The 23552-nt window shown below is 57.9% G+C and carries 18 protein-coding genes and 1 pseudogene; 9 read left to right on the forward strand and 10 right to left on the reverse strand.

Annotated features, from left to right (window positions below):
- Positions 1 to 11: 11 nt before the first annotated feature.
- From ABRP31_RS11320 to ABRP31_RS11330, 3 genes are all read left to right on the forward strand, one after another.
- Positions 12 to 1199: an MFS transporter gene (locus tag ABRP31_RS11320; RefSeq protein WP_349970719.1), complete on the forward strand. Its 1188-nt coding sequence runs from the start codon at positions 12 to 14 to the stop codon at positions 1197 to 1199.
- 219 nt (positions 1200 to 1418) lie between these two features.
- Complete coding sequence (locus ABRP31_RS11325; protein ID WP_349970720.1) at positions 1419 to 2990, forward strand: gamma-glutamyltransferase; 1572 nt, start codon at positions 1419 to 1421, stop codon at positions 2988 to 2990.
- A 122-nt stretch (positions 2991 to 3112) separates the two neighbouring features.
- Positions 3113 to 3805 (forward strand): GntR family transcriptional regulator, encoded by a 693-nt coding sequence (locus tag ABRP31_RS11330; RefSeq protein WP_349970721.1) that lies wholly within the window; start codon positions 3113 to 3115, stop codon positions 3803 to 3805.
- A 156-nt stretch (positions 3806 to 3961) separates the two neighbouring features.
- Here the strand turns inward: ABRP31_RS11330 and ABRP31_RS11335 are convergent, their stop codons facing one another.
- The 4 genes from ABRP31_RS11335 to ABRP31_RS11350 are packed head-to-tail and all read right to left on the reverse strand — an operon-like array spanning position 3962 to position 9767.
- A complete protein-coding gene (locus ABRP31_RS11335; protein ID WP_349970722.1) occupies positions 3962 to 5197 on the reverse strand; it encodes an amidohydrolase family protein in 1236 nt (411 codons plus the stop codon).
- Positions 5194 to 7704: an ATP-binding cassette domain-containing protein gene (locus ABRP31_RS11340; protein ID WP_349970723.1), complete on the reverse strand. Its 2511-nt coding sequence runs from the start codon at positions 7702 to 7704 to the stop codon at positions 5194 to 5196. Before ABRP31_RS11340 ends, ABRP31_RS11335 begins: the two co-directional genes overlap by 4 nt.
- A complete protein-coding gene (locus ABRP31_RS11345; RefSeq protein WP_349970724.1) occupies positions 7701 to 8570 on the reverse strand; it encodes a branched-chain amino acid ABC transporter permease in 870 nt (289 codons plus the stop codon). Before ABRP31_RS11345 ends, ABRP31_RS11340 begins: the two co-directional genes overlap by 4 nt.
- 9 nt (positions 8571 to 8579) lie before the next feature.
- Positions 8580 to 9767 (reverse strand): ABC transporter substrate-binding protein, encoded by a 1188-nt coding sequence (locus ABRP31_RS11350; protein ID WP_372489377.1) that lies wholly within the window; start codon positions 9765 to 9767, stop codon positions 8580 to 8582.
- A gap of 186 nt (positions 9768 to 9953) precedes the next feature.
- On the opposite strand from ABRP31_RS11350, the gene ABRP31_RS11355 reads away from it, so the two are divergent.
- The 3 genes and pseudogenes from ABRP31_RS11355 (at position 9954) to ABRP31_RS11365 (ending at position 12345) form a co-directional block, all read left to right on the forward strand.
- A complete protein-coding gene (locus ABRP31_RS11355; protein ID WP_349970725.1) occupies positions 9954 to 10352 on the forward strand; it encodes a nuclear transport factor 2 family protein in 399 nt (132 codons plus the stop codon).
- Positions 10353 to 10567: 215 nt separating this feature from the next.
- Positions 10568 to 11734 (forward strand): annotated as a pseudogene (locus ABRP31_RS11360) (pyridoxal phosphate-dependent aminotransferase); the annotation flags it as partial.
- Between the two features lie 23 nt (positions 11735 to 11757).
- Positions 11758 to 12345, forward strand: coding sequence for a flavin reductase family protein (locus ABRP31_RS11365; RefSeq protein ID WP_349970726.1), 588 nt, complete (start codon positions 11758 to 11760; stop codon positions 12343 to 12345).
- Between the two features lie 86 nt (positions 12346 to 12431).
- Here the strand turns inward: ABRP31_RS11365 and ABRP31_RS11370 are convergent, their stop codons facing one another.
- The 4 genes from ABRP31_RS11370 to yghX all read right to left on the reverse strand — a co-directional run bounded on the left by ABRP31_RS11370 (position 12432) and on the right by yghX (position 16389).
- Positions 12432 to 13094, reverse strand: coding sequence for a polysaccharide lyase family 7 protein (locus ABRP31_RS11370; RefSeq protein ID WP_349970727.1), 663 nt, complete (start codon positions 13092 to 13094; stop codon positions 12432 to 12434).
- 440 nt (positions 13095 to 13534) lie between these two features.
- Positions 13535 to 14425, reverse strand: a complete 891-nt coding sequence (locus ABRP31_RS11375) for a VOC family protein (protein WP_349970728.1) — start codon at positions 14423 to 14425, stop codon at positions 13535 to 13537.
- A gap of 1 nt (position 14426) precedes the next feature.
- Positions 14427 to 15203: a serine O-acetyltransferase EpsC gene (epsC, locus tag ABRP31_RS11380; RefSeq protein ID WP_349970729.1), complete on the reverse strand. Its 777-nt coding sequence runs from the start codon at positions 15201 to 15203 to the stop codon at positions 14427 to 14429.
- A gap of 298 nt (positions 15204 to 15501) precedes the next feature.
- Positions 15502 to 16389, reverse strand: a complete 888-nt coding sequence (gene yghX / locus ABRP31_RS11385; protein ID WP_087268277.1) for a YghX family hydrolase — start codon at positions 16387 to 16389, stop codon at positions 15502 to 15504.
- Positions 16390 to 16746: 357 nt separating this feature from the next.
- On the opposite strand from yghX, the gene ABRP31_RS11390 reads away from it, so the two are divergent.
- The 3 genes from ABRP31_RS11390 (at position 16747) to ABRP31_RS11400 (ending at position 20261) form a co-directional block, all read left to right on the forward strand.
- Positions 16747 to 17451: a GNAT family N-acetyltransferase gene (locus ABRP31_RS11390; protein WP_349970730.1), complete on the forward strand. Its 705-nt coding sequence runs from the start codon at positions 16747 to 16749 to the stop codon at positions 17449 to 17451.
- Positions 17452 to 17874: 423 nt separating this feature from the next.
- A complete protein-coding gene (gene mqo, locus ABRP31_RS11395) occupies positions 17875 to 19527 on the forward strand; it encodes a malate dehydrogenase (quinone) (protein WP_087268283.1) in 1653 nt (550 codons plus the stop codon).
- A 299-nt stretch (positions 19528 to 19826) separates the two neighbouring features.
- Positions 19827 to 20261 (forward strand): nuclear transport factor 2 family protein, encoded by a 435-nt coding sequence (locus ABRP31_RS11400; protein WP_349970731.1) that lies wholly within the window; start codon positions 19827 to 19829, stop codon positions 20259 to 20261.
- A gap of 169 nt (positions 20262 to 20430) precedes the next feature.
- Here ABRP31_RS11400 and ABRP31_RS11405 read toward each other — a convergent pair whose 3' ends face one another.
- Both ABRP31_RS11405 and ABRP31_RS11410 read right to left on the reverse strand, forming a co-directional pair.
- Positions 20431 to 21666, reverse strand: a complete 1236-nt coding sequence (locus ABRP31_RS11405) for an HD-GYP domain-containing protein (RefSeq protein WP_349970732.1) — start codon at positions 21664 to 21666, stop codon at positions 20431 to 20433.
- A gap of 75 nt (positions 21667 to 21741) precedes the next feature.
- The gene (locus ABRP31_RS11410) at positions 21742 to 23364 is read right to left on the reverse strand and encodes a methyl-accepting chemotaxis protein (protein WP_349970733.1); all 1623 of its coding nucleotides are present in this window, start codon (positions 23362 to 23364) and stop codon (positions 21742 to 21744) included.
- Positions 23365 to 23552: the final 188 nt, after the last annotated feature.

A 23552-nucleotide genomic window follows, 5' to 3' on the forward strand; every position in this document is an offset into this window, starting at 1 on the left:
GGATGCCCCGCATGACCAATTCTGTTTCAACCTCCAGCAGAGATTTCATTCTGGTGGCCTGCGCATTGCTGGTCGTCATGGTGGGCACCACATTGCCGACGCCGCTGTATGTTTATTACCAACAGCAGATGGGCTTCGGCGAAACCTGGGTGACGCTGATCTTTTCGATCTACGCCGCCGGAGTGATTGCAGCGTTGCTGGCAGTGGGCAGTTGGTCCGATCAGGTCGGGCGCCGTCCGATGCTGTGTGCCGGTCTGGTCATGGGCGCGATCAGCGCGGTGATATTCCTGTATTGCGATTCCATCGGCGGCCTGCTGCTGGGGCGACTGTTTTCAGGGTTTTCCGCCGGGATCATGACCGGTACTGCAACGGTGGCAATCATCGAGCTGGCCCCCAAGTCCTGGAGCAAGCGCTCAACGCTGGTGGCCACGGCCGCCAACATGTTTGGCCTCGGGCTCGGGCCATTGCTGGCGGGCCTGACGTCTCAGCACCTGCCGCATCCGCTGCAACTCGTCTTCTGGCTGCATCTGGGCTTTCTTGCGATCGCACTGGTGGGCGTCTTGATTGCGCGGGAAACGGTCACGCGTCCGGCAGTGCCCCGTCTGCGAGTCATGCGGCCTTCGATTCCTGCCCAAGTGCGCGGTCTGTTTATTCCCGCAGCCATCGCCGGTCTGGCAGGTTTCAGCGTTGCCGGGCTGTTCACCAGCATGGTGCCGTCGATCATGCGCCAGGTCATGGAGCAATCCAGTGGCATCGTGATCGGTGCGGTTGTAGGTTCGTTCTTCGCCGCCTCGGTAGTCGGTCAGGCGCTGCTGCAATGGCTGCCATCGCGCCAGCACATGACCCTGGGTTGCGTCGCGCTGATCCTGGGCATGTTGACGTTGGGCCTGAGCATCGCCACCGAACAAATGCTGTTGCTGATCATCGCGGGCATTACTGCAGGTATCGGCCAGGGCATGGTGTTCCGCGCTGGCATGGGCGCGGTAACGGCCGCCAGCCCGCCACATCAGAAAGCCGCAGTCGCCTCGGCGCTGTTTGTGGTGCTTTACCTGTCGATGTCATTGCCGGTGATCGCCGTTGGCGTCAGCGTGCCGGTGTTTGGCTTGCGCCATGTGGGTGAGTTCTTCAGCGCTCTTGTTGCGTTGATTGCCGTGATTGCGATGTGGAGCATGAGAAGGGCGCAGGCTGCGGCGGTGTAGCCTTGGCGATGATCTCTTGTGATAGCTAGGCTTTTGTGGGAGCTGAGCTTGCTCACGATAAGGCTGGACGCGATCTAAAGTAAATCGCATTCAACCTTATCGCGAGCAAGCTCAGCTCCCACATATGTCTTCATTCAGTCAGAAATATCCAAGGCACATTTCTTGCTTTGCTAACAATAAAACTATTGATAGCTAGCAAAAAATAGAGAGCCTTTGATCATGATCGCTACCTCAACTCGTGCCGTGATTTGTACGCCTCATGCCGAAGCCAGCGCCGCCGGGATGCGTATTCTCGATGCCGGGGGCACGGCTATTGATGCAATGCTGGCTGCCAGCGCGATGCTTGCGGCGGTATTTCCTCACATGACCGGGCTGGGCGGCGATGCGCTATGGATGATCCACGACAGCAAGGTGCGCACCATCGTGGGGATCGGTCGGGCCGGTCAGCATATGCCTCAGGGCGGAAAGATAACCGTGCGTGGTCCGGCCTCGGTGGCAAGCACCGCAGGCGCGCTGGCCAGCTGGCAGACCGCAGCGAACATCAGTCGACATGAATGGGGTTCGAAGCTGGGGTGGAGCGACTTGCTCGATGACGCTGCCGTGATGGCGGATCAAGGCACGCTTATTTCACAATCACAATTGTTCTGGCAGACCTTGCGCCAACCGCTGATCGAGCAGTTACCGGACCTGCATCGCCTGTGCAAGACCGACGGCCGCTGGATGGGTGAGGGCGACACACTGCGTCAGCCGGAATTGGCCAATACCCTGCGTCATCTGGCCAGGCATGGCGTCGAGGACTTCTATCGAGGTGAGCTGGCCGAGGCTTTCGGTGCGGCTTTTGACCGGCTTGGATGTGGCCTTACGGCCGCTGATCTGGCTGCCACCCGTGCGCTTGAGGCTGCACCGATTTCGGTGCGTTATCGCCAGGGTCGACTCTATAACGTCGCACCGCCCTGTCAGGGGCTTTACACCTTGCAAGCCATGGCCGCACTGCAACACAAACCATTGGCACAGGTGGATAACGGCAGCGCGCAGTATTACCACTATCTGGTGGAAGCCATTAAACAGGGCTTGCTGCGCCGTAATGCGCAGTTATGCGATCCGCTCAGCACCTCATGGGATTTCCTCGCCAGCCTGGAGGATGCGCAGATCAAGGCTTACGCCGATGCCATCAACGACCAGCGTGCTGCCCCGTGGAATGAACCGGGTCGGCCTGCCGACACCATCTGGATGGCTGCCACTGATGCTCAAGGGCGAACCGCGTGCTTGATTCAGAGCCTGTTTCACGATTTTGGCTCGGGCTGCATCCTCGGTGACACAGGTGTGTTGTGGCAGAACCGCGCTGCCGGTTTCAATGCCGATATGCACCACGCCAACGGCTGGGCACCGGGCAAGCGCCCGGCGCATACCCTGAATCCGTCCTGCTATCTGGCGGACGACGGCCGTCGCTGGTTCTTCGGCACGCAGGGTGGCGACGGTCAGCCGCAGACGCAAATGGTCCTGGCGACGCAATTGGTCGACTTTCAGCAGCCGATTGATCTGGCACTGGAGACGCCACGCTTCCTGCTGGGGCGCAGTTTCTTCGACAGCACCGACAATCTGAAGCTTGAAGGTGACATGAGTACGGCGACTGTCGAGGGTCTTGCCGCGCTCGGGCACGAGGTGGAAATCATCCCAGCCCGCAGCCCCATGACCGGGCATGCCGGGATCATTGCCATTGATGAAACCGGACGGCGCAGCGCCATGCATGATCCCCGTGGCGAAGGCCTCGCGCTGGGTCAGCCAAACTGATCGTCAAGACCATTGCAGACGGGGTTTGCCGGTGCGCGGTTGCTGGCGGATAATGCCGCCGATTGCCCGTCACTGGCAGCCCTGCTGGCTGGCACCAAGCGTTTTGAAAAATAGAGGAAAGGATGGGCCTGAGCACTGTCACTGCCAAACAGCTTGAGGTGCAACGTATCGTCGATGCGTTGTTCAAGGCTATCGCCCAACATCGTCTGCCGCCTGGCACGCGACTGATCGAAGCGCAAATCGTCGAAACCCTGCAAGCCAACCGCAACCATGTGCAGGTCGCGTTGCAGCGTCTGGCGATGCAGAAGGTAGTGACCATCGAGGCCAATCGCGGCGCCATGGTTGCCCAGCCTACTGCCAAGGAAGCCCGGGATATTTTCAGCGCTCGTCGCGCCATCGAACGAGCGATTGTCGAAGGCATCACTCCGGCGATCATGCGCAAGCAGCGTCAGCGGATTGCGACGCACATGAACAATGAACGCAAGGCCACCAACGACACGGACCGCCGTGCCATCGTGCGCGAATTGAGCGAGTTTCACTTGATGCTCGGCGAGATCAGCGGCAACACCGTTCTGAGTGACATCCTCGCCAACCTGATGGTGCGCAGCTCGCTGATCGTGGCGCTGTATCAGCGTAACGACGTGCCATCCTGCGCGTCGGACGAGCATCAGGAAATCATTACTGCACTGGAAACCGGCAATAACGAGCGCGCCGTGGCGGTCATGCTTGAACACCTGGACGAGCTGGAAGGGCAGCTTGCTCTGGAGGAAAGCGCGCCGGAGGAATTCAATTTGCGGCAGGCGTTGATTGATTGAGACGATCAGTCCCACGTCATCGCGCAAGATCCGGCATGGCGCAGAACTTGTGGGAGCAGAGCTTGCTCGCGATAAGGCTGGACGCGATCTAAAGTGAACCCGGTCCGGCTTATCGCGAGCAAGCTCTGCTCCCACAGGGTTATGCGTAAAGCGTGCCTAACTGTCCGGCCTCAACAGCTTCCCAACCGGGCGGCTAAACGTCTGCCTCCCACCCTTGAAGCCCATCAACGGCGCGCTGATTTCGGCGATCACCGCCGCAGGCGAGGGCGCGTCGAAGACGATGAAATCGGCGCGACAGCCGGGTCGCACGCCGTAATCGGTCAACCTCAGCATACGCGCTGATTCGCTGGACACCCACGCCAGGCATTGCAGCAATTGCGGCACGGTGCCCATCTGGCTGACGTTGGCGAACAGGTTGGCCTGACGGATCAGCGAGGCGTCGCCATAGGGCGTAAACGGGTTGCCAATGTTGTTGGTGGACACAGAGCACGTCACGCCACAGGCATGCAGATGCTCCAGCGGCGCCAGCCCGCGGGGCTTGTTATGAAACGACTCGCGGCCCATCAGAAACAGATCGGTAGAGGGCAGACAGGTCACCTGCACGCCGGCCTTGGCCAGGTGCAGGCCCAGCACGGTCATTTGCTCTTTGGGCAGTGTCGAGAGCTTGGTTACGTGGCCGATGGTCACGCGTCCGGCCCAGCCATGCAGCTGCGTGCAGCGCGCAACTTCCATGACCGTCATGCCTTCCGGGTTCAGATCGAAATCCAGGTGCAGGTCCAGATCGCAGTCGTATTTGACCGCCAGTTCGAACAGACGCTGGATCTGTCCGTCGGGATCGCTGTCCATGTAAGGACAACCGCCCAGCACCGTCGCGCCACTTTCCAGCGCTTCACACAGTAATTCTTCCGTTCCGGGATTGTTCAGCAGGCCTTCCTGAGGAAAGACACAGATTTCCAGGCTGATCGCCCAGGCGTAGTCAGACTGCAAGCGGCGAATGGCGTTGAAGCCGGTCAGACCGATTTGCGGATCAAGCTCCACATGGGTACGCATGTGAGTGGTGCCTTGCAGAATCGCTTTATCCAGCACCAGCGCACCGCGGCGATACACGTCCTCTTCGGTGAACTCGGCTTTGGCGGCGCGGGTTTGCGCTACGGCTTCGGCAAGGGTGCCTTCATGCAAATGGCAGCGCTGCATGATGCAGGCCTTGTCCAGATGAATATGGGTTTCGATCAGGCCTGGCATCAACAACCGGCCTTGTAGATCAAGGGTTGCCCATTCAGTGACTGATGGGCTGAAAGCCTCAACGTAATAGCCGTTTTCCACGTACAGCACGGTGTCGGAGTTAGCGTTGGGATCACCCAGCCGCGCATTGATGATTTTTAGAGTATTCAAGCGTTGACCTCCTGGCCGCTGTCGGCGCTTTCACCCAGATAGGCCGCAGCCAGTTCCTTGTCGTCACGCAACTCGGCAGCACTGGCGGATTTGATGATGCAGCCGGTTTCCAGTACGTAAGCACGATCCGCGACCTGCAGCGCGAGGTTGGCCATTTGATCCACCAGCAGGATCGTGACGCCTTCATCGCGCAGGGCGGCGAGTGCGTCGTACAGCTCGCCGATCATGGCCGGTGACAAGCCCAGAGACGGCTCGTCCAGCAGCAGGATTTTCGGTTTGGCCATCAGCCCGCGACCGACCGCGACCATCTGTTGTTCGCCGCCGGACAACATGCCTGCCGGGTTGTCGATGCGGTCGCGCAAACGCGGGAAGCGTTTCAGGATCGCTTCAATTTCAGCTTCGGCGTCAAATGCTTCGCGTCGGGAATAGCCGCCCAGCAACAAGTTGTCGCGCACGCTCAGGTACGGGAACACCTGACGACCTTCCGGAACCAAGGCCAGACCTTTGCCCGCGATGCTGCTGGCGCTGGCCTGTTCAATGCTTTCGTTGTCCAGCAGGATGCTGCCGTCGGTGGCCCGATGCAGGCCTGCCAGACATTGCAGGATGCTGGATTTGCCCGCGCCGTTGGCACCCAGAATCGCCACCAGCTCGCCGGGATTGACCAGCAAATTGACTTTATTGACCACTGCCGCAGCGCCGTAGTCGATGACCAGATCCTTGACGTACAGCCGCGCATCGCGACTGCCGTCCCAGGCTTGATCACGTGGCGTTGCCTGATAATCGGTACCGCCCAGATACGCCGCGATCACCTGTTGGTTCTGACGAATCTCGGCAGGCGGCCCAGACGCGATCGGCTTGCCTGCGTCCAGCACCAGCAAGTGTTCGGACACTGACATCACCAGCGACATGTCGTGCTCGACCAGAATCACTGTCAGGCCAAAGTCCGCCAGTTTGCGCAGCAGCACTGCCAGGTCGTCCGTGTCGCGACGACTCAGGCCCGCTGCGGGTTCATCCAGCAACAGCACTGCAGGCGCGGTCGCCAGTGCCCGAGCGATCTCTACCAGACGCCGATCAACGTGGGGCAAGTCCTCGGCGGCAATGTTCACCTCACCGCGATATCCCACCAGCGCCAGCAGGTCCAAGGCGAGGCTGCGTTGCTCAGTGGTCGACAGGCTGAAGGGCAGGCCGAGGCGACCGTTCTGCATCGCCACCAAGAGGTTATCCAGCACCGACATTTCACCGAACAGCAGGGTGGTTTGATAGGTGCGGGCGACACCCGCTCGGGCGCTTTTCCAGGCGGGCAAACCGGCCAAAGGTTGTTGCAGTTCGATCTGGCCACTGTCCGGCGCGTAGAAACCGCTGATCATGTTCAGCACCGTGGTTTTACCCGCGCCATTGGGGCCGATGATGCTGGTGATGCTTCCAGCCGGCGCATGTAGGCTGACGTGTTGCGCCGCCTGCACACCGCCGAAGCGAATACCGATATCGGTCACGCGCAAACCGGTGGACGGGCCACGGCTGCGCAAATGCGCGGCGATACGCTGTGTGTTGATCGCAGTCGGAGGCAGCAAACGGATTGGCTTGATCCAGCGACGGGCGAGGGCACCCAGCAGGCCGTTTGGCGCAACCCACAACACCAGTAGCAAAAGCACCGAGAAAATCAGCAGACGGTATTCGGCGAAATCCGACAGTAGTTCCGGCACCAGCACGATCAGCAAAGCGCCAATCAATGGGCCAAACAGCATGCCACTGCCACCGACGATCACCGCCAGGACAAACAGGATTGACTGCGAAAACGGAAAGGATTCAGGGTTGATGAACATCAGCAGGGGCGCAAGCAGACCGCCTGCCAGACCGGTCAAGGCGGCTGAAAGGGCGAAGGCCAGGGTTTTGCTCAGGACCGGATTGAACCCCAGCGAACGTGCGGCGATTTCAGACGCCTTCACGGCGCGCATGGCCTTGCCCCAGGTGCTGTGACTCAGGCGCTGATAAAACAGCAATGCGCCGATCATCAATGCGCCAGCCAGCAGCGCGAGCAGTATCGCGGGATCAAGACCGGCAAACTCAGGCAGCGGAATGCCCATCAAGCCATTGGAGCCACCGGTCACGTCACGCCATTCGATCAGGCTGTGATGCACGACGAACGCAAAGGCAATGGTGATCATTGCCAGATAAGGGCCACTGACCCGCAGTGCCGGGATCGCCAGCAGCGCGCCGATCAAACCTGCCACGATGCCCGCCAGGGGCAACGCCAGCCATAGCGGCCAACCGGCCATGGTCAGCAGTGCCGACACGTACGCACCAATGGCGTAGAACGCGATGTGGCCGAAGGAGATTTGCCCGCTCAGGCCAATCAGGATATTCAGGCCGATACCCACCACTGCCGCCAGGGCGCAGAGGGTAAAGACCAGCAGAGAATAGCTGTCTAGCGTGAAAGCCATGACGCCGCACACGACGGCGAGCAAGGCGATGAAAATCGGAGCAGCGAGGGTTTTTATGTCTTTCATACTTTTACCAGAGCCTTGCTGCCGAACAGGCCATCGGGACGAATCGCCAGGGCAAGAATGACCAGCGCAAACGTGAATATCTGGGTAAAGGCCGAGCCGAAATACAGCGTGATCAAGGCTTCAGCCAGACCGAACAACAGTCCGGCCGCGAACACGCCCCCGGCGCTGCCGATGCCGCCCAGAATCGCTACCGCAAAAGCTTTCAGGCCGAACAACATGCCCATCTCGGCGTTGACGCTGAACAGCGGTGCGATCAACAAACCTGCTACCGCCGCGAATACCGTGGAAACAGCAAATGCGATCGCCACGACTCGATTGACGTTGATGCCCATCAACATCGCCGCGCGCGGGTTTTGCACGCAGGCCTCCAGGACCTTGCCCAGTCGTGTGTAGCGTCGGACCAGATACAGCGCGAGGGCGATTGCCGCCCCCGCCAGAGGAATCAGTAGCTGCAAAGCACCGACGCTGCTGCCGAACAGCTCGACATTGAGATTGACCAGACTGCTTTCGAACTGACGGGGCTCCTTGCCAAACGTGAACAGCGCCAGGTTGTCCACCAGAATGCCGCCCGCCACCGTCGCCATCAGCCAGGCCTGTGAACCCCGGCTGTGGAACGGCCGCACCAGCCAGCGCTCGATCACCAGGCCATACAGCGCACAGAGGATCAGCGTCAGTGGCAAGGCCAGCCAAAGTGACCAGCCCCAGTTGATGCAGAAGGTGTAACCCAGCACCGCGCCGACCATCATGGCGCTGCCCTGAGCAAAGTTGACGGTGCGCGAGACGACGTAGGTCAGGTGAAAACCCAACGCCAGCAAAGCGTACATGCTGCCCAGGCCGAGGCCGGTGACGATGGCGGCGGTGAACATGGCGGCTCCTTAAGGCTTCAACGGTACGATCTGGTCGTTGACGAAGTGCGTGAACAGATAATCGTCCGGCCCCAATGCATCGTGTTTCTGCACGGTGAACGGTTGTTTGTAGTGCTTGATCAGACCGTCGTATTCGTTGATGGCGTAGAAACCGTCACGCACGGCCTTGCCGTCTGTGCTGCCGGCTTTCTCGATGGCCAGCGCAGCCAGATGCAGCGCGTCGTAGGCATTGGCGATGCCCACCGCAGGCGTTACGTCAGCCAGAGTTTTGATTTGTGGGTAAGCGCTTTTCAGTGCTGCGAGCAGAGCATCGCCTTTCGGACTGTTGTGCTCGGTGAACACGTAGGTCTGGATGAAGTGCACGCGGGAGGCATTCGGGCCAGCCAGCTCACCGAAACGACCCCCGGCCGGACCCCAGTGCGAAACCACCGGCACGTCCCAGCCCATGCGATCCAGCGATTTGACTACTTGCGCCGAAGGACCAACGTTACCGACCATCAACAAAGTATCGGCCCCGGCGTTTTTCAGACGGGTCAGTTGCGGCACCACATCGAGGTCGCTGTCCTGAATACGTTCAACACCAGCGTTGGCCAAGCCGCGTTTTTCCAGAGCACGCTTGAAGCCGGCTTCGTTGGACTCGCCCCACGGGTTATTGATGAGGATCATGCCCGGCTTTTTCATGCCGTTATCGACGCCGTACTTCACCAACGCTTCGTCGACCAGTTCGTCGACTGCCGAAACCCGGAACACGTAGTTATCGGCAGCGCCGTTTTCGGTGATCTTCGTACCGGCTGCCCAGATGCCCATGAACGGCACTTTCATCTGATTGGCCAATGGCACGATTGCCAGCGACACCGGCGTATCGAGACCGCCAAACAGCACGGTGACTTTCTCCCGCTGGACCAGTTCGCGAGCCGCCAGCATGCCTTTGGAAGGATTGCTTTCGTCGTCACGGCGTACCAGCTCCAGTTGACGACCCAGTACACCGCCCTTGGCGTTGACTTCGTTAATAGCCATGGTCAAGCCACGGGTCAGGGCTTCGCCGGATTTGGCTGACTGACCTGAAAGGGCGGCCACCAGGCCAACCTTGATCGGCGGCTCCGCGGCTTGCGCGCCACCGAACACAGCCATATTGAGCGTGACTGCCGCAGCCACGGGAAAGAGCAGACGTTGCAGGTTTGGAAGCCGGATGGCCATAGGTCGTTCTCCTGATTGCTAGCAGTTGCATATTTATTGCTAGCAAGTAGGATGCCAGTCGTAACCACCCGTCAAATGACGGTTCTTAGCATTTTTGCCTCGTGTTTACGCGCCAAATTAAGGCGGCTTGCACCATGCGGAGGCGTTTGGCCAATTTGATCAACCCGTGAGTCAGGAGATTTATTGATGTCGGACTTTAATAAAGATGTACAGATTGTTAGCAATTTTCTAGAAGCGTCCATGGCCCCCGATCCGGTCCGGGCTGCAACCTTCATGAGCGAAGACGTGCGGATCACTTTCACAGGCGGTCGCGTCATGCCTACCCCGCAGGACATTACCGCGTTCAACGGCTCGCGCTATGTCTGGGTCAAGAAAGCTCTGGGTAATTTCGACTGGATGGATCGCGGCGACCACACCGTGGTTTATTCCAACGGCACGCTGTACGGCGAGTGGCCGGATGGCAGCAGCTTTTCCGGCAATCGTTATCTGGACCGCTTTGAAGTGCGCGACGGCAAGATCACCCACATGGACGTCTGGAATGACAGCGCCGAGTGGTTGCTGGCGCCGGAGATTGCGAAGGCTTGATTGGCTGAAAAGGGCTGCGGTATGAACGGCTTATGTAGGAACTGCCGAAGGCTTCCAGTGCATTTTCCCTGATGCACTGCGGTCGCAGCCTTCGGCAGCTCCTACAGCGTTGTGTTTGCGCCAATCATTAATGCTGGAATCGACCTCAAACTGGCCTTTCAGAAGAACGTCGCGTTATGGTGGCGTTTTTTTACTCGTATTCGAGAGGCCGTGGTATGCGCTTTTCCCCTTTTGTCGAACGAATAGCCGGGCAGGGTGCAGCCGCCTGGGACATTCACTTCGCCGCCTGGCAAGCTCATTGTCGAGGGGAAGATGTCATTATCCTCAGCATTGGCGATCCAGATTTCGCTACCCCGGACTTCATTACCGAGGCGGCGGTCGGCGCATTGAGAGCAGGGGACACCCATTACACCGAGATCCCCGGACGCCCTGCGTTACGAGAAGCCATCGCCGAGCGTTACGCCGAACGTCTGGGTCGACCGGTAGAGGCGACCAATGTAATTACCCTGGCCGGTGCGCAGAATGCTTTGTTCGCGAGCGCCCTGTGTCTGTTGCAAGCCGGTGATGAAGTTTTGGCCCTGGACCCGATGTACGTGACTTACGAGGCCACGCTCAGGGCAAGCGGCGCGACGCTGGTTCGGGTAAGTTGTGACGCCGATGCGGGTTTTCGTCCAGACATCAGCCGTATCAGCGCTGCCATCACCCCACGTACCCGGGCTATTTTCCTTTCCAACCCGAACAACCCTACCGGTGTAATGCTCACTGTCGAGGAACTGCAAGGGATTGCCGAACTGGCCATCGCTCATGATCTGTGGGTGGTCGTTGATGAGGTCTACGAGAGTCTTTGTTACGAGCGAGAGCACGTCAGCCTGGCCAGCTTGCCGGGTATGGCCGAGCGCTGTGTGATCGTCGGCAGTTTGTCCAAATCCCATGCCATGACCGGTTGGCGGGTCGGCTGGATCGTCGCGGACGCGCAGTTGGTCAGGCACGCGGAAAACCTGTCGTTGAGCATGCTCTATGGTTTGCCCGGTTTTGTCATGGCGGGCGCGATGGCTGCGGTGCTTGCTCATGATCAGGTCACGCAGGGCATGCTCGATATTTATCAACGCAGACGCGATCTCGTGGTGTCTGGATTGAGCGACTGTCCGGGTATCGAAGTACGCAGCCCGGATGCCGGCATGTTTGTCTTGCTCGATGTGCGCGGCACCGGCCTTAGCTCGCTGGACTTCGCCTGGCGCCTGTTCCGCGAGGCGGGTGTGTCGGTGCTCGACGCAGCCGCTTTCGGTGAGCCTGCCCAGGGTTTCGTGCGGCTTTCATTTACCGTAAGTGATGACCAACTGGCGCGCGCGTGTGTGCGAATCAAGTCGTTCGTCGACACGCTCGCCAAGTCTTGAGAGGTATTTTTGTGAACGAGTTCATTGCTCCAGTGGACCCGGCCAAGGCCTATCGCTTGCTCAACCACGGGCCTACGGTATTGGTTTCAGCCAGGCATGACGGGGTTGACAATGTCATGGCCGCTGCCTGGGCCTGCGCGCTGGATTTCATGCCCGCCAAACTCACCGTGGTTCTCGACAAAATCGCCAAGACCCGCGAATTGGTGGAGCAGAGCGGTGTCTTCGTGATTCAGGTGCCAACGGCGGCGCAGTTGCGGCTCACCCACGAGGTCGGCACACGCAGCCTGTCCAACGAAGCAGACAAACTGCAGCGCTCAGGCGCGGAGCTGTTCCATTTGCCTGATTATGATCTGCCATTCGTAGCGGGCTGTTCCGCCTGGTTGGCGTGTCGCCTGATACCCGAGCTGCACAATCAGTCGACCTATGATTTATTCATCGGCGAAGTCATTGGCGCGTGGGCTGACACCCGTGTGTTCAAAGACGGACACTGGCACTTTGAAACGGCCGACCCGGCGTGGCGCAGCTTGCATTACATCGCGGGAGGGCACTTTTATGCGATTGGTGACGCGCTGGATGTTGAGGTTGCAGACGAGCAATGATGCGTGCAATACGCCATGCAGAAGCCTGCATGGCGTACAAAGGTGGAGTTGCTGCCGTTCAATAGAGACCGCAGTATCGCTGACTGTCACTTTTTCACGACGTGACTGGTGGAGAGCTTGCTGTAGGTGACTTTCCCACCTTCGCTGGGGTAGCCGACGTTGTCCAGGGTGTATACCCCGGCCTTGAAGTAAAAGTTGTAGCCATACCACGCGGGGTTCAGGGTGGTCTGCGCGGCCACGTCGTTGATCAGAACCGTAAGCTTGCCGGTGGGCGCCATCTGTATCGAATAGGTGAAGGGCTTGTTCAGGGCCATGGGGGTGCTGTACATCACCGGGCTTTTAGCGTCGGCTGGCTTCACGCGATATTCCAGGTCCACGAAGCCGCCTTTGGCGGTATAGCGGTAAACCATCTTCAGCAAGGGCGTCGGCGCGTTTTTGGCGTGGATTTGCGCCACCACGATTTTGCCCGTGGAGGGCACCTGATTGACCATCAGCGCACCCACCATGGTATTGGTGCCGCTGTTATACAACCAGTTCATGGCGGTGCCGTTAGGCAGGGTTTCGCGCAACTCCGTGCGAGGGAAGTCACTGGTGCCAGAGTGCGAGCCGGTCACGGGCGCCCACATCACGATACCGTTGCTGCTGACTTTGAAGTATGGGTTATTAATGCTGCTGACACGCGCCGTCGCCACGGTGAGCGCTGGCGTTTCGATGGGCAGGGTAAGGTTCCAGACACTGAGGTCGATCATGGGGCTCTCGCACGGGCAATGCGCCCGACCAGTCCCGGGACGCTGCGTGCTTTAACGGCAAGCCAGGCATTTGGTTGATAGCCGTTGGGCTGATGGCGAGTGGGCAGGCGACAGACGGCAAATGCTCCTCAGGCTCATGCAATTTCGTGGGAGCGAATTTGTCCGGGAAAGACGCGGTTTCATGTGGTCCGAATAGCTCATCGCGGGCAAGCCCGGTTCCCACAGGATTCACTGATGACGTGGCATCAGCTTGTTGGCAAACATGGAATCTCCCACAGCTTTGAATTTATCCAGACATGCATGTGGGGAGTCAGCAGCGGCTTGTGGGAGCTGGGCTTGCCCGCGGTAAGGCCGGCGTAATAAGCAGGTATACCGCGTTGTTGTTCATCGCGAGCAAGCCCGGTTCCCACAGGACCATAAGCCTTCTGAGAGTCCGACTCTCAAACGCTTTGCACTAGCTCCAGAATCACATTTCCGGCCGCTTGCGGCTCAATCAAAAGGCGTTGTGGGCTCGCGTAATGCGGCACTTGATTGCCTTCGATAATGGCTCGCGCGGTATCAAGGTTTTTGATGCTGATGCGCAGAGCAATAGCGTGAGGGCGTTCGCTGGCGGCCTTCGGTAAGTCGACTCCGGCAAACTCGGTTTGCGCGGTCGTGAGCGACATAGCGCGTAGCAGTCCGCAGCCCGTGTCGGCCTCCAGCACATCGCCGTTGTAGCTAACTGCATCGCCGTACAGGCCTTTCCAGCGAGCCTCGAGCTGAGCAGGGTCTGCCAGGTAAGTCACCGCGAGGATGCCGTCGGCACTGTTTGGGTGGTTCTGCCATCCAGGCACCCAGATCAGTTCCGGGCGGTGTTGATGGCATATGAAATTGGAAACATCCGGGTGCTCTTCGTCCATGAACAAACCCAACGACACGACGGCTTCGTCCGGGCTGCCATCGGGCAACGTCATTTTGCGTCGGAAGTCGATACGGCCCTGGCTGGCCAGCCCTGCTTTTGTCAGGCGTGAATAGTCAGCATCGGCATCTTTGCTGTGCAGGGCCACCAGCGAGACGCCTTCTTCGCCACGATCCAGAAACTTGCCCAATTGGCGGCCGAAGCAGAAGCCATCGACTGAGTTGGTGCCGAATTTCGAGGCGTCATCCACGGCAATGATTTCGATGAAGTTGCTCGGGAACATCACCAGTGTCGTGACCGTGCCCCATGGGTGGTAGCTGACCGGCGACGGTTCAAAGCCCATCTTGCGGTACAGCTCCAGAATCTGCGGATGGTCGCGTACGGTCACCAGCGGATGATCGATACCTTGAGTGGATTGGGCTGCTGCGGCCATATCATTGCTCCCGTTCGGTTATGGTCTTCGAGGTCAGGGTCGCGAGCGACTGCGGTGCGCTACCGACAACTTTTGCCGGCGTGCCCGCGACTACTGCGCCTGCAGGCACTGGTTTGAGCACTACCGCATTGGCAGCGACGATAGCTTTGGCACCGACTTCAATGTTGCCCAGCACGGTCGCACCCGCGCAGATCAACGCGCCACGGCGGATCTTTGGATGGCGATCGCCGACTTCTGCCAGCGTGCTGCCCAAGGTCACGCCATGCCAAAGGCTGACTTCATCTTCTACTACGGCGGTCTCGCCAATCACCAGACCGATGCCGTGATCGACAAACAGTGCCTTGCCCAATCGCGCTGCCGGGTGAATATCAATGCTCCAGGTATTGGCTGCCCAGTTCTGCAGCAGTACTGCGCTCTGCACATCGCCGTCGTTCCACAAAGCGTGGCCGAGACGATAAGCCTGAACCGCCAGGATGCCGCGGAAAGTCAGGAAAGCAGTCAGGTGATCAGGACAGGCCGGGTTGACGATGACCAGATGGTTGATATCCGCGGCTGCGTTGGATGCAATATCGGGATTGGCCCGAATGATGTCAGCGAACCAGCTCGTCAGATCGGCGTCGTCGGCCTGCTCTTTGAGTTGCCGGGAGAGGTTTGCCGCCAGGGCGGTGGCGAAGGAGGGCTGCGACAGAATCCCTTGCTCCACATACTGGCTCAAGACAGGGTTACGATCAGCCAACTGCCGGGCCTGATCTTGCAGACGCTGCCAAAGGGAATCCATGGCGTTCTCCTTTTTGGGGTGGTCCGAGTATGGGCAGGCAAAGGGGGCGCTATCAATCCTTTCGGGGCTGCAGCTCTGTTGCTTTTTTCGCAACTCTGGATGGCGGTCGCTTGCGGTGCTGCAAACTGCCCGCAAGCTTGCCTCTACGCTCAACTCGTAGGACTGGCTTTGGTCGGGAGACCGGTATTTCTGCCGAGGGCAATCAAGCGACTTTCTCGAAGCCCTCACGGCTGAAGCCGGTCCTACAAGATGAAATCCAGGTCCGGCAGTTTCGGAGTGGTGAGATTCAGGCCAGATGTCAAACCAGATACTTGTTAAACCACTCCAGCGTCCTGTCCCATGCAAGCTTGGCAGCCGCTTCGTCGTAGCGCGGAGTGGAGTCGTTATGAAAGCCATGGTTGGCGCCGGGATAAACATACGCCTGATACGTTTTGCCAGCCGCTTTCAGTGCCTGCTCATAAGCCGCTGCGCCTTCGTTGATGCGGGTGTCCAGTTCGCCGTAATGGATCAGTAGCGGGGCCTTGATTCTGGGCACGTCTTCGGCTTTGGCCTGACGTCCATAAAAGGGCACCGCGGCGGCCAGTTCGGGATAGGCAACCGCTGCGGCGTTGGCGACACCGCCGCCATAGCAGAAACCGGTGATGCCGACTTTTCCGGTCGTTGCGTCATGCTTCATCATCCACTCGATGGCGGCGAAGAAGTCGTTCATGAGTTTTTCCGGGTCTACCGTCTGCTGCAATTCGCGACCTTTGTCATCATTGCCGGGGTAGCCGCCCACCGAACTCAGGCCGTCGGGGGCGAGGGCGATGAAACCGGCTTTTGCTACGCGGCGGGCCACGTCTTCGATGTAGGGATTAAGCCCGCGATTTTCGTGCGCCACAACCACAGCGGGTAGTTTGCCGGTGGCTTTTGCCGGGCGAACCCAATAGCCGCGCACCTGGCCGTGACCTTTGGGGGAGGGGTAGGTGACGTACTCGGCGACGATGTCCGGGTCGGTGAACTCCACCTGTTGGGCCATTGCGTAGTTCGGGCTCAACGAAGCGAGCACTGCGCTGGCGGTCAGGCCGAACACGGTGAAAGCCGCCGCGCGATCAAGAAATTCACGCCTGTTGATCTTGCCGTGGGCGTAGTAATCGTACAACTCAAGCAATTCCGGGGAAAAATCTTTCGCGGTGAGACGCTCCATCTGTTCGCTCCTTCTTCGGTGAGTCGGCTGATTAAAGCAGTCTTTGCCGGTGAGGCAAATGGGTGACACACCGCTGTTTTGCAGCAAACACGATTCCTGTAGGAGCGCACGAGCAGCGCGAGGCCGCGATAGCGATGTATCAGACAGGATGCCATCGTTGCTTCGCGGTGCTCGTGAGCTCCAGAAAAAGCATTCCAACTCGGATAGTCCTTTTTCTTGTTTGATGAGAGCGAGCGTGCCGGCAGATAGATTGTGCGTTGTGCGCTCTGTTCTGCTGGCAAGAGCAGGTATGATGGCGCCTCTTCGGGCCGAGCATGCCGGTCCGCAGATGCCTTAAAGTCCGGAGTCGCCACCTCGATGTTCACCGTCACTCGCCTTGAAAACCCGCCCCCCGAGTCGATCAAAAGCCAGATCATGCAGATGGTGGTCGACTACGTCACTGATATCAGCATGGTCAATATTGCGCCCAGCAACCCTCTTTACAGCCTTTATCAATATGGCGTCGGTTACGAGGTTCACCTCTATATCGATGCCATGGACGGGTCAAAAGGGATCCCCGTTGAATTGATCGTCGCGCTGGATGCCGATGAGCCCGACACTGTTATCGGTTTCTTGCTGTATCTGCCCGTCAAGGACGATCCCGAAGCGTGCGCGGTGGCGTTCATGGCAGTACAGACGAGACAGCGCCGCAAAGGCGTGGCGAGGGCCATGTTGAAGGAGATGACCGGTCGCTATCCGCATGCCGAGCTGGCCTGTCGCGCTGCGGCGGTTCCGCGTTTCGAGGCGATGGGTTTTCAGGTACTGGCCGCTCGCGGTCCGCAGGTATTAATGAATACTCGGGATCACGGCACTGATGGCCTTGTGGCGGTCCTGGATGTCGCACCGATCTACAATTCGCTGGAGATTCGGCAAATTCACGCTTATTTACTTCAGCAGCACGGAAAACGGCCGATGATAGAGGCCGAGAAACAGCGTGATCGACATCTGGATCAACTAGCAAGACAGGCGAAAGCGCTGGTCGATGCGCGTCAGAGGCCCGCTTCGAATGAGACTATCGATTAAATGCGCATTTGATTATCGGTAAAAGTTCGCTCCAGAACCTGTATCCGATTACAATTACCGTTCGCGGTTCCCGACACACGTGTACATATGTGCTTCACAACGCATGACCCTTTGTTACGCAAGTAGCAGATGTTGTTCCGTGAAAGACCTGGGTGCTGGTTGTAACGAGGTTGTCGGAGCAGCTTTGTTCTGACGATGTACCAAGAGATTCAATGTCACTCAGCAGCTGAAAACAATGGCAAACAAGAAGTCAGCTCAGGAGAGACAAGAGAGTGAGGTTGGTGGCAGTAAATCAGCCTTGTATGTCCAGTCGTTGGTCCTGCCGATTGCCGCAGTTCACGAGATGCCACGTCGCATGCGTGTAACCGGGCAGCTATTGCTCAGACTGACGAAGGGATGACGTTCTATCCTGGAAATCACAGTATGTTAAAAAAAGTGAACACAGCCCTTCTGGGCCTGGCGATGTCGATGGGACTTTCGCCCTTGCATGCAGCTGAAGCAAAAAAAGTTGACGTGTTGTTGATCGGCGGCGGCATCATGAGCGCCACTCTGGGCACCTGGCTCAACGAGCTGGAGCCGACCTGGACCATGGAAATGGTCGAGCGTCTCGACAAAGTTGCCGAAGAAAGCTCCAACGGCTGGAACAACGCCGGTACCGGTCACTCTGCCCTGGCCGAGTCCAACTACACCCCGTACGGTAAAGACGGCAAGATCGAGATCGCCAAGGCCATCGAGATCAACGAAGCGTTCCAGGTCACCCGTCAATTCATGGCGTGGCAGGTCAAGAACGGCGTATTGAAAAACCCGCATTCGTTCATCAATTCGACTCCGCACATGAGCTTCATGTGGGGTGACGATAACGTGAAGTTCCTCAAGGCCCGCTACGAAGCGCTGAAAACCAGCCCACTGTTCGCCGGCATGCAGTACAGCGAAGATCAGGCTCAGATCAAACAGTGGGTTCCACTGATGATGGAAGGGCGTGACCCAAACCAGAAAATCGCCGCTACCTGGTCGCCGCTCGGTACTGATGCGAACTGGGGCGAAGTCACTCGCCAGTACGTTGCCAACCTGCAGACCAAGCCTGTGTTTGACCTGAAATTGTCGAGCGAAGTCCAGGAAATCACGCGCAACAAGGACGGCAGCTGGCACGTTGAATACAAAAACCTGAAAGACGGTACCAGCCACGGTACAGACGCGAAGTTCGTGTTTGTCGGTGCTGGCGGCGGGGCTCTGAAGCTGCTGCAAAAAGCTGATATCCCTGAAGCCCGTGAATACGGTGGCTTCCCGGTTGGTGGCTCGTTCCTGGTGACTGAGAACCAGGACATCGCCCTGCAGCACATGGCCAAGGCCTACGGCATCGCCTCGACCGGCGCGCCACCCATGTCCGTGCCGCACCTGGATACTCGTGTCCTGGACGGTAAGCGCATGATTCTGTTCGGACCATTCGCGACCTTCTCCACCAAGTTCCTCAAGGAAGGTTCTTACCTTGACCTGCTGTCGACCACCACGACCCATAACGTGTGGCCGATGACCAAGGTTGGCGTTGAGCAGTATCCGCTGATCGAGTACCTGGCAGGCCAGTTGATGATGTCGGATGACGACCGCTTCGCTGCGCTGAAAGAGTACTTCCCGCACGCCAAGAAAGAAGACTGGCGCTTGTGGCAAGCCGGTCAGCGTGTGCAGATCATCAAGCGCGATGCTGAAAAAGGCGGCGTGTTGAAGCTGGGTACCGAGGTTGTTTTCTCCCAGGATCGCTCTATCGCTGGTCTGCTGGGCGCCTCGCCAGGTGCTTCGACTGCACCTCCGATCATGATCGATGTGCTTGAAAAAGCCTTCAAGGATAAGGTTGCCACTCCAGAGTGGCAAGCCCGTATGCGCCAGATCGTTCCGAGCTACGGCACCAAGCTCAATGGCTCGCCTGAGCGCGTTCAGCAGTCGTGGGATTACACCGCTGAAGTCCTGCAGCTGACCAAGCCACCGGTAATTGACCCGGCAGCTTATCCCGCTGCAAGCGCTGCTCCGGCCAAGCCTGCCAAGCCACAGCCAAGCAATCCGGCTGCGGATATGGCTCTGTAATAAGCTTTATCGTCAAACGCATCGGGTTCAGGCGGTCAGCAATGGCCATTTGAAACCCGAACAGAAAACCCGGCACTGCTTTAGCGGCAGTGTCGGGTTTTCGCGTTTCAGCTCCCGGAAAAAAACTAAAACCGAGTGCTAATCGCCACAAATAATTATCGGTTTAATCGGCTAAAGCGTCTGGTTTGAAAATCCCGTTTGCCTGGCTTGATAAATAAGCTATGTTGTAAGACGTCGTATAAGACAACTCGATCTTTTACGCGTATTCCATCGCCAATAAACAATAACAAGGAACAACCATGAACAAGAGTTTCAAGCTGCTCGTTGCATTTCTCTGCCTGTTCGGCGGTTATACGGCTACTGCTCACGCTTCGGATCAAGCCGATGTTGAAAAGGCTGTCGATAAACTTACTCAGGCCATGTGGCACAAGGATATTGCGCAACTGCAGGCGTTGACAGCTGACAACCTCACTTACGGTCATTCCAGCGGCAACATTCAGGACAAGAAAGCGTTTATCGCCGATATCGAAACTGGCAAAAGCGCATTCAACCGGCTTGAGATGCAGAAGCAGCAGGTCACCCTGTCAGGCGATACCGCTCTGGTGCGCAACCACTTCTCCGCTGAGGCGGTGAACAGCGGCAAGGTTGTCCCGACTGAAATCGAAAACTTCCAGATCTGGCAGAAGCAGGACGGCCAGTGGCTGCTGATTGGGCGTCAGGCATTCAAATTCTGATGTCAGCGTAAGCACCGCTCTCATGACTGCACTGTCCGTTGGAGCGAGGCTTACCCGCGAAGAACGACGACGCGATCTGCCTGACAGACCTTATCGAACGTTTCGCGGGCAAGCCTCGCTCCAACAGGGCAATTGGCTTCGCAGCCTTCGGCAGCTCCTGCAAGATTTGTTACTGGCCACAACTCGACTTACTCGCCGCGCTCGTCTCTAACCACAGCTCATCCAGGTTACTGAATCCCCATTCCTTCGCTGACTCAAGACCCACGATCCGGTCCTGGCCCAACAGTGCGGCGAGGTTGATAGTGGCATGCGCAATGGGCTTATTGTTATTGGCACAAAAGAACACCCGAACCTTGGGCGTAAGCAGTGATTTTTCGTGCTGTTCGGTGACGACGCCAATACGGCCGCTCTGCAGGCGAACCAGCGCACCCACCGGGTAAATGCCGACGCATTTGACGAAGGCCTGAAAGACCTTTTCATCAAAATGCCCCTGCCATTGGGCCATACGGTGGATGGCTTCGGCGGGACCCCAAGCCTCCTTGTAGGGGCGATCCGAAGTCACCGCGTCATAGACATCACACACCGCGCCCATTCTTGCGAACAGGCTGATCTGAGTACCGGCCAGCCTGTGGGGATAGCCCGTGCCATCGATCTTTTCATGGTGATGCAGGCAGACGTCCATGACGCGAGCGCTGAAATGCTGGCTCTGCATCAGCATAGTGGCCCCGCACTGCGAATGGCTGCGCATGGTCGCGAATTCCTCATCGCTCAGCGCACCTGGCTTGTTGAGGATGGTCAACGGGATCACGACTTTGCCCACGTCATGCATCAGGCCTGCAATGCCCGCCTCATGAACCAGAGCTGGCGGCAGCCCAAGCTGGCGGGCGAGGGCGATCATCAGCGCGCAGACCGCGACCGAATGCATGTAGGTGTATTCGTCACAGGTTTTCAGTCGCGCAAGACTGATCAAGGCATCGGGGTGCCGAGCTAGCGAGTCAGAGATCTCCTCTACCAATTCGCTGACCTGTTCCACTTCAATGACCTGGCCCATGCGTAAATCACTGAACATCTTCTCCACCGCAGCTCTGGAATGAGCGCACAGCTTCAGCGACCGGGAAATCTCCTGATTCAATGCGACCCTGTGCGGGATCGGTCGGTTGGCGATGGTTTGCAGGTTGGTCGGCAAGGCAGGATCTGCTTGCAGAGACTGCGCCGGTATCGGGCCGACACCTCGGCTGTCATCGATCCAGAGCTCTGCGACTTTAGCGTCGAGTATGCGCTGCAGATCATGCTCGTTCGAAAGCATGAATCCGTTTTTCCAGAATGACTGCTCTATCCCTGAGCCACAGAATTCGTGTACGTACATACCGAGGCGCAGCTCGGCCACAGAGATATGTTTCAGCACGATAGTTACTCGCTTTTTTTATGGCTGAAGTTCGCGATCAGGCATTCGGAACTGATCGCGTTTTTCCTGCATTGGCTATATCGAAAACCTCGCTACGAGACGATTGAGGCCCACGGCCAGTTGCGACAGCTCGTTACTTGCCAGTGAAGTCTGGCTGGCGGCAGATGAGCTTTGTGAAGACAAGTCGCGAATACTCACCAGGTTCTGGTCAACCGAACGGGCGACTTGTGCCTGCTGCTCTGAGGCGGTGGCTATCAGTAGATTCCGCTCATTGATGTCGGAAATCGCCGCGGTGATTTGTTTGATTGCGATGCCGGCTTCATGGGCAATCTGCAATGTCGATCCGGCTTCAAGCGAGCTTTGTTTCATCGACTGCACCGCCAGCGTCGAATCTTTCTGAATGCCCTGGATCATCTGCTCGATTTCCCGGGTAGACGTCTGGGTTCTGTGGGCCAGTGCGCGGACTTCATCCGCTACCACGGCAAAACCGCGGCCTTGCTCGCCCGCGCGGGCTGCTTCGATCGCTGCGTTCAAAGCCAGCAGGTTGGTTTGTTCGGCAATGGAGCCAATCACGTCCAGCACTTTAGCGATGTGCTGTGCCTGGTTCGCCAGGCCTTCGACTTCAACGCCGGTACGCTCGACCGTTGTGCTGAGTTTTTCCAGCGAGGCGATGGTCTGGCTCACGCGTTCTTGTCCAGTCTGGGCCGAGCGCTCGGACGCCTGGGTTGATTGCGAGGCCGATACCGCGTTGCGTGCGACCTCTTCAACAGCAGCGGTCATCTCGTTAACCGCCGTAGCCGCTTGTTCGGTTTCCATGCTTTGACGCTGAATGCCGGCATTGGACTCTTTGGTGATCGAGCTCATTTCCTCCGCTGCGGAGGCAAGTTGCCCTGATGAATCAGATATGTGCTGGATCGTTCCTTTCAGGCTCGCCAGCATGGTCGCAGTGGCGGTCTGCAGCTCGGTCATTTCATCTGCGCCGCTGATTTCTACCGTGGTGCGCAGATCGCCGTCGGCAATCTTGCGGGTGGTGACCAGTAAGGTTTGAATGGGTTGGGTAATACTTCGGGTAAATGCGACGGCAACAAAGATCGTTACGATAACGGCGATAACAATGAATATCATTGAGATGTAGCGCCCACTGATAAAACTTTCATCGGCGATTGATCCGGATTGCAATGCGCCTTTTTCATTAATACTGATCAATGCCTCGATGGCGGCTTGCAGTGCCACGGCTTGAGGCTTGGAAGTGTCTTGAATGAACACCGCCATTTCCTGATAGGTGCGGGTTTTACTTAGCTCCATCAGTTCGTCGATTTTGCTTTGATAGGCACTGACGTTACTCGCGACCTTATTGAACAGCTCTTTCTCGGTCGCGTCGGAAACCAACGGTGCATAGTCTTGTGTGGCGGTGCTCAAGTTAGCTTTAAGTTGATTGATTTTCTTGATCGATGCCTCGCCCAGCCTGGCATCGTCCATGACAAAACGCCTGGCATCCAGACGGTATAGGAGCATGGCGGTCTCTATCCTGCTGGCCTGTCTGACGCTGGGCAGCCAATTATTCTGCAGGTCGGAGGCGGAGTCATGGATGTCATCCATCTTCAGCAACGAGGCGACGCCAAGGCCGATCAGTAGGAGACAAATGATGCCGAAGCTGAACAGGGCTCTGGTGGTCAGTTTTATATTTCTTGTTTTCATGCCGAGATACCTCGAATCGCCACGCTGCGATAGCTGTGATTCAACTGATCTACCTAATGGCGACTTGATATCAATCTAGCCGCCTGGATGTGAAAAAACCATCACCTGCATAAAAAATTTTTGTTGTTTACACAGGGTTGGTTATCAAAGTCCATCGGCGTTTACAGCGCAAACTTTAAGGGCGTCAA

Source organism: Pseudomonas caspiana (assembly GCF_040224095.2).
Classification (GTDB): Bacteria; Pseudomonadota; Gammaproteobacteria; order Pseudomonadales; family Pseudomonadaceae; genus Aquipseudomonas; species Aquipseudomonas caspiana.